Origin of the sequence: Rhodocytophaga aerolata, from assembly GCF_030503435.1 — a bacterium.
GTDB lineage: Bacteria > Bacteroidota > Bacteroidia > Cytophagales > 172606-1 > Rhodocytophaga > Rhodocytophaga aerolata.
The window spans coordinates 1-5,935 of sequence record NZ_JAUKPO010000095.1 but is presented as its reverse complement, the minus strand read 5'-3'; the positions used below and the strand labels follow the sequence as shown (position 1 = coordinate 5,935).

Genomic DNA, 5,935 nt, shown 5'->3' with positions numbered 1-5,935 from the left:
GCCTTATTGCTCAGCAAGTTGGACCTCTCCAGCGCTCGCTTCCCCTTCAGGCAATATCTTATATATCTATTATATCTATATCTTCTAACTTGCTTTTTTCTTTTTCAAATCTTGTTTCAGATTCTGTCCATAAGTCAAGTTGGGTAGGATCTTTATCCTTAAGTTTTTCTTTCCTTTTCCTATATTCTCTAAGTATAATCAATCTGTCACCTTTATAAAATATTTGAGGATTTATGTAGAAAACATTTGTAATATCACTTTTGGCAATAAACTCATTGTCTAATAATTCAGCTAGGCCACTGTAAATCGTTTGAATACTATTATAGCCTGTTGCTTGTTTACAATCATCTACACGAAATAATAAGGTGTCCTGCGAAGGTTTAACAATTGAGAAGACATAGTTAAATACTCTTTGAGCAGCTTTTGATAAACCAAATATTGCAGCCATGCTACCTTGAAATATTTTTACAAATTCTTCAGCATCAACACTTTTTTTGGTTGCTAGAAATAAGGCGTCTTCTTTATGCTCTCCTGTAATAGTATTTAAGATAATATCGTTCTTACTAGTAGCAACAGCCTGACTTTTAGATTTCACAGGAACCATTAATTTTTCTAGAAAAGGATTATCACGGTTTTCAGGAAAATCACTAACTCCTTTTTTCTTAATTTCCATTATAGCTCATTCATATTTAGAGTAAATTTCCAAAAAATATACGTACATATTGGAATACAATTCTAATCATTTTGGATAATAATTCCAATTTTTTACCTATCGAATTGGAAAATATTTCTATTTGTTTTTAAAACATCGTGTTATTATTCCAATCTGCTGGAATAAAATTCCAATCCACTGGAATGACCCCTAATGATAATCAGACAGTTACGGCATTTTCCTCTCATTCTATTCTTTACTTGTAGAAATCCCTTGGATTTCAGGTTTTTTTAGGCATCTGCACCTCTGCAGGTCAGGGAAAGGAAAGAGCTCATTATCAGGTCAATCACCATCCTAGCAGAGCAGTTTAACTAAATCAAAGTTTTCTCGTTATAATTTCTAGGTGGTTTTACTTAAGGTATTATTGTCAATCCAAATACATGAAATATAATTTGGCGTGGTGTCTAATGGACATCACATGCAACCGGAAATAAAGGAGTACTCCTTTATTGAATTAGATAAGGCATTTACGTTGTATATGCCTTGTTTTTTGTCTTACTAAATATGGGCAAGAGGGGGAAAAAATTAAGGCAGGTTATGTTTTGGACCTTTTGGCTTCTCTTGCTGGGTAAGTTTACCATCTATTTTTTGCTCCACTTGGGCTTGTTTGACCGCTATGCCCATCTCTGTCAGAAGCGCTCGAATACTTTCTTGTCTCTTATCCTCTTTAGCCGGCACTTGCTCAATGGCCTGTCCTAACTCTGCTTTACTTATTTTACCTGATAGCAGGTAGTGGATCAGACTTTGTGTTTTAGTGGTTTGATTAGTGAGTTTACTGGAAAGTTGCGCTTGTTTTTGGGTAGACTCTTTAATTTGCTGTTGTAAACCTTTCAATTCCCCTTTTAATTTGTCATTTTCTTTTTTAAGCACTTCGGCAGCTATAGCTACTTGATGGAGCTCACGCATTTTATCTTTAGCTTGCTCTACAACCTTTTTCTGCTGGACTTCCAATTGTGCTTTTACAAGCTTCTCTTGGGATTCTTTGTACTCTCCCGGGTGTTGCTTCATTATTCCCGCAAAGTTCGTTTGTGGGAGCTGTATGGAAGCCTGAAAGGGTGGTAAGGCTATATCCAAAGAAGGTGCCTGGGTAAACTCATTGGCGTGGGCATAAAACGCTTTGACCGTGGTATGGTTGGCCTTACTGCCTTTGATACCTCTTTCTAATCCTATGCCCTGGTGTGCTTGGGCAAAACTATCCTGCAGGCCTCTGAGTTTTTCCCTACCTCCTAAATATGCCCGGCAATTGAGCTTGCCTTTCGGATCAATTGGTACGATTACAGCATGGATATGGGGCGTTTGCTCATCTACATGCGTGGTGAAGTTGACTATGTTTTTTTCTCCATACTGCTCTTTGAGCCACTGATGACAATGCTCTTCAAAAGCAGTCCACTTTTTCACCATTTCTTTAGAGCCTACTAAGCTAGCTTTCCCGCTCTGTGGATCTAGTTTCTTTTTAAATTGAAAAGCTTCCGGACTGGCCGTCATTAAATGTTCAACAGCTAGCACCGCATTTTTTCTAGGCTTGTCTATGCCAGCTTCTTTAATTCGCTTAGCTACATCTTTAGCTAAATCCCCACTTCCTATATATCGTGTGTTTAAATGAGTCAAGTCCTTGTCTGCATTAGGCACATCCATGGTGCGCTCTAAATGTTTATTCAAACCACCGCAATTACCGGCAGTTTTTAATTTAGCTGTTCTTAGGATAGCATACATAGCGATTGGGTTAGGGTTGTATTGAGCGGCTGGACGAACGGAACAATTTTACCCGCAGACCGAAGGGCGAGGATAAAATTGTGTAGTGAGTACACACTCGCGCGCTCAGTGTACCCGCTAAGTACGCTGTTTTCTTCGACTTTTCAAGCAAGGAGGTGATTTTTCTTTTTCTATTTTTTCCCCTCTTGCCCATTTTTCTTTCTTGTATACTTTGCATTTTGAACTATACGCTCAAAGATTAATAGGAAATTCTACTGATTTTTTAATCGAATATACTTCTTGATGGCCTTACTTTCGCCTAAGAGAATTTCCAAGTATTCATCCTCATAAGCATCCAGATCTGTTAACCGGATTAGCTGCTCAGGACTTGTTAAGGCTTGTTGTAGATACTCTTCAAATCTTGTTCTAACAGGTAGGCAATGCTTCACCTTTTTAAACAATTCATCTTTGTCAGTATTGTAAATTACTTTAAAATGTTGGCCACAAGTGCTGGTGGCAAAAGCATAGGTGAGCATGAGTTCAAGATTTCTTTTTTCCGCTTAACCATTCCCAAAAAGTAGCAGGCCTGTTTTCAATAGCCAGGCGGAGTGATTTAAGTTCTTCTGATTGCTCGGCTTTCAATTCAGTACGTAGCTTATCGAATAAGCCGGTTACTAAATCTTCTTGTTTAGCAGGAACTGCATTCCCTTTCTTGATTTGAGACTGGGCAAATTCTCGTAGATCTTCATTAAACCACCGGCCTAAAGGTTTACCGGCTCTGGATGCCGCTTTTTGAATAATAGCTCTTGTATCCCTATCTATCCCTTTTATGGTCCACTTCTCAGGTTGGGGTATGTTTCTTGGTGGCCTTCCTCCCTTATTTACGGGCGGACTTTTTTCCGTTTTAGTCTGCCCTTCATGTTGAGTATACTTCTCAGCTGCAAGATCAATTTGGCCTTCGCTTTTCAAGGTCGGACTTTTCTGGGTTTCAGTCTGTCCTGTTTTTTCATCCATTTTTTAGAGTCTGTATTTAAGTCTGCCCTCAAAGTAGATAAAATAATGGCTAAAATCAATATAAAAGGTTTTATTTGACACAAAGCTACTTATTGAACAATCCCTATCAGGCTGGACTATTGATGGAGCTCAAATTTAATCCTGGATTATTCGTCTATGTTAGTATATACCAAAATTTTTCTTAGAGTTTCAGATACACCTATATTTTGTATAAATAAATCAGAATATGAAAGGACTCCTAAGCTTATTCATTGGACTGATGCTATCTACTTTTAGTTTTAGTCAGAAGCATCAACGATCTATGGTTGATTTTTCTTCTTATTTCACCCTTAAAGCAGAACGATCTGCTGGGAATGAGAAAATATTAGTTTATCCTGCTGTGGTGGATAACCCAAAAGGTGAAACGGGAAAATTCATTAAAATGTATTCTCGAAGATTCAACTATTTGCTACAAAATAGAACCAATTTTGCCAGAGTATATAATCATTTGTATCCAGATACTTTGACCATGACTAGACGTTACACGGATAGTCTACAACACAACCAAGTATTCAAGCAATATTTCAATGCTTTCACTTACTATATCAACTCACCATCAACAAAAAACAGTACTAAAATTGCTTTTTCAGTTGAAGAAATGATGCAGGTCGCTTCAAAGTTCTTTTATTGTGACCTAGTAAAGCCTGATACTACGGTTAGTTGGCACGTATGCGTAGGATTTAATGGTTTACAAGATGTTGTCTTTGATAAAGACTATACTTTGTTGGAAGCTTTTTGTTTTGAAGCCATCTTTACTAATATGCTCAGTGAGGATCCAGAAAAGAGTAAATTTATGGACAATTTTATAAATTACGTTACAACCAGTACCAATAAGCAAAAGCAGAAATTCACTTCCAACCAAGACTTACTCCAAAAGGTAAAGCATGAAGTGTTTTTGAGTATGGAGTTTGATAAGCAATTACAAGTGACATTATTAGATTATTACTATAAAAATCAAAATAACTTGCCTTTTCAAATAGAACAATAAAGTTCTACACAGGATTGATTACCTAACTAGCGATTCATTTCACCACTAAACTCATTTCAAGCATACGTTCGCGTGTAACCATAGTCTATTACTCTTATTAACAAAAATATTTAGTGCTACGAATGCATTAAATAATAGTTATAGAAAGGTGGTTTTGCTCGTCTAAAGTTATATGGAGCGTTTTCATAGCTTCTATTTTTCTTAATTCCTCTATGGATAATTGTTCATCTAATAATTTTATCAATATTTCCATCTTATGAGGTTCTGCTACTACACTTAAATAAAAGTTTTCACCTTTTTCATTTTGGCTATCAATATCTAAACAAATAGCTTTTATCTTCTTTTTCTTGTTGCGAAAATATTCAACTACAGGGTGAATTTTAGAAAGGAGTCTTGATATACCAACAGACAAAATAAAATCTCTAGAAAAAGATGTAGGGTTAAAGTCTCTAAAAATGAGTTGAATATACTCTTCAATCCCTACAGCCTTTGTTTCTAATTTATTAGCTTCAATATTTTGTCCTTCAATCAATTTTCTAATTTCATCAATTTCTTCATAATACACATCACCTTGGATTAGAAGGTCATAGGACTTATTTTCTTGATTCATGTTAATTAGATTTATTAACTACTACTATTTTTACTACTTTTAGCTTCTTTAATATTTTCTACTTTCCCTCTCCTTCCCCCGCCCTGCAGAGGCGCTGATGGCTTAAAAAACCTGAAATCCGACAGGATTTCGGAAGGATCAAGCTTACTTAACTAGTTTGAGCCCAATATTGATTAAATGGTCAAAGTCATTGTCTTTGGTATGCAACTCCATATCTAAATATAGAGCTGTAGCAGCGATCCAGAGATCATTCTTGCCCATATTACGAGCTGTTAGTCCTGTCGGTAAAGGTTGAAATTGTAGTTTGCCCTGGCTGTATGCATCTATCAAAGCATAATTCTCTGTTAAATACACGGTTATTTCGACGACAGGATAGCGCTTGAAGAGATTTTCTAAAAAGGCAATTTTTTGACTACCCCAATCTGCTTTCAAAGCAAAGGCTCTTAACTCACCCACTACTACTACCGGGATCACGACAGTGTTTGGTAAAGATTGCTCTTTCCTAATATGTTCTATAATGAGATTAGTATCAAATATCATTGTCCTTTGCTGCTCTTTCCTCTTTCAAGATTTGGTCCATGCGTTGGTTTTCCTCTTCGCTAAAGCTTAGGTTAGGAATCAGGAAAGGTTCTTTAACACATACTTCCTCTAGAAATCTTTGTGGTCCCCATCTTTTGATATCTTCCGGACGATAGATGTTCCATTGCCCTCTTGTTAAAGGAGGAATGGATACCTGGTTTTTGTTCTTATTAATTGTTTTCCCCATATCTCTTCTTATTTGAGAAAAAAACCGGATGCTAAGTGCGAGCTTATACGTCATCCGGGTTGACTTGCGTCGGCGTTGCCTTATTGCTCAGCAAGTTGGACCTCTCCAGCGCTC

General features: G+C 36.8%; 8 protein-coding genes. 1 reads left to right on the top strand and 7 read right to left on the bottom strand.

The annotated features are described in order from the left end of the window. Positions 1 to 58: 58 nt before the first annotated feature. The 4 genes from Q0590_RS36360 to Q0590_RS36345 all read right to left on the bottom strand — a co-directional run bounded on the left by Q0590_RS36360 (position 59) and on the right by Q0590_RS36345 (position 3,418). Entirely contained in the window at positions 59 to 673 is a 615-nt protein-coding gene (locus Q0590_RS36360) for a replication/maintenance protein RepL (protein ID WP_302042602.1), read from the bottom strand. A gap of 564 nt (positions 674 to 1,237) precedes the next feature. Next, positions 1,238 to 2,425 (bottom strand): MobV family relaxase, encoded by a 1,188-nt coding sequence (mobV, locus tag Q0590_RS36355; protein ID WP_302042601.1) that lies wholly within the window; start codon positions 2,423 to 2,425, stop codon positions 1,238 to 1,240. Between the two features lie 251 nt (positions 2,426 to 2,676). Then, positions 2,677 to 2,940, bottom strand: a complete 264-nt coding sequence (locus tag Q0590_RS36350; protein ID WP_302042600.1) for a hypothetical protein — start codon at positions 2,938 to 2,940, stop codon at positions 2,677 to 2,679. A gap of 4 nt (positions 2,941 to 2,944) precedes the next feature. Next, positions 2,945 to 3,418 (bottom strand): hypothetical protein, encoded by a 474-nt coding sequence (locus Q0590_RS36345; RefSeq protein ID WP_302042599.1) that lies wholly within the window; start codon positions 3,416 to 3,418, stop codon positions 2,945 to 2,947. 226 nt (positions 3,419 to 3,644) lie between these two features. Here Q0590_RS36345 and Q0590_RS36340 point away from each other — a divergent pair, with 226 nt between their 5' ends. Next, positions 3,645 to 4,445, top strand: coding sequence for a hypothetical protein (locus Q0590_RS36340; protein ID WP_302042598.1), 801 nt, complete (start codon positions 3,645 to 3,647; stop codon positions 4,443 to 4,445). Positions 4,446 to 4,572: 127 nt separating this feature from the next. Here the strand turns inward: Q0590_RS36340 and Q0590_RS36335 are convergent, their stop codons facing one another. From Q0590_RS36335 to Q0590_RS36325, 3 genes are all read right to left on the bottom strand, one after another. Continuing rightward, complete coding sequence (locus Q0590_RS36335; RefSeq protein ID WP_302042597.1) at positions 4,573 to 5,055, bottom strand: hypothetical protein; 483 nt, start codon at positions 5,053 to 5,055, stop codon at positions 4,573 to 4,575. Between the two features lie 144 nt (positions 5,056 to 5,199). Then, on the bottom strand, positions 5,200 to 5,595 hold the full coding sequence (locus Q0590_RS36330; protein WP_302042596.1) for a PIN domain-containing protein: 396 nt from the start codon (positions 5,593 to 5,595) through the stop codon (positions 5,200 to 5,202). Further along, on the bottom strand, positions 5,585 to 5,875 hold the full coding sequence (locus Q0590_RS36325; protein ID WP_302042595.1) for a hypothetical protein: 291 nt from the start codon (positions 5,873 to 5,875) through the stop codon (positions 5,585 to 5,587). Before Q0590_RS36325 ends, Q0590_RS36330 begins: the two co-directional genes overlap by 11 nt. Positions 5,876 to 5,935: the final 60 nt, after the last annotated feature.

Coding starts and splice junctions, on each gene's coding strand:
- Q0590_RS36360 (WP_302042602.1), bottom strand. CDS start 673: ATGGAAATTAAGAAAAAAGGAGTTAGTGATTTTCCTGAAAACCGTGAT.
- mobV (WP_302042601.1), bottom strand. CDS start 2,425: ATGTATGCTATCCTAAGAACAGCTAAATTAAAAACTGCCGGTAATTGC.
- Q0590_RS36350 (WP_302042600.1), bottom strand. CDS start 2,940: ATGCTCACCTATGCTTTTGCCACCAGCACTTGTGGCCAACATTTTAAA.
- Q0590_RS36345 (WP_302042599.1), bottom strand. CDS start 3,418: ATGGATGAAAAAACAGGACAGACTGAAACCCAGAAAAGTCCGACCTTG.
- Q0590_RS36340 (WP_302042598.1), top strand. CDS start 3,645: ATGAAAGGACTCCTAAGCTTATTCATTGGACTGATGCTATCTACTTTT.
- Q0590_RS36335 (WP_302042597.1), bottom strand. CDS start 5,055: ATGAATCAAGAAAATAAGTCCTATGACCTTCTAATCCAAGGTGATGTG.
- Q0590_RS36330 (WP_302042596.1), bottom strand. CDS start 5,595: ATGATATTTGATACTAATCTCATTATAGAACATATTAGGAAAGAGCAA.
- Q0590_RS36325 (WP_302042595.1), bottom strand. CDS start 5,875: ATGACGTATAAGCTCGCACTTAGCATCCGGTTTTTTTCTCAAATAAGA.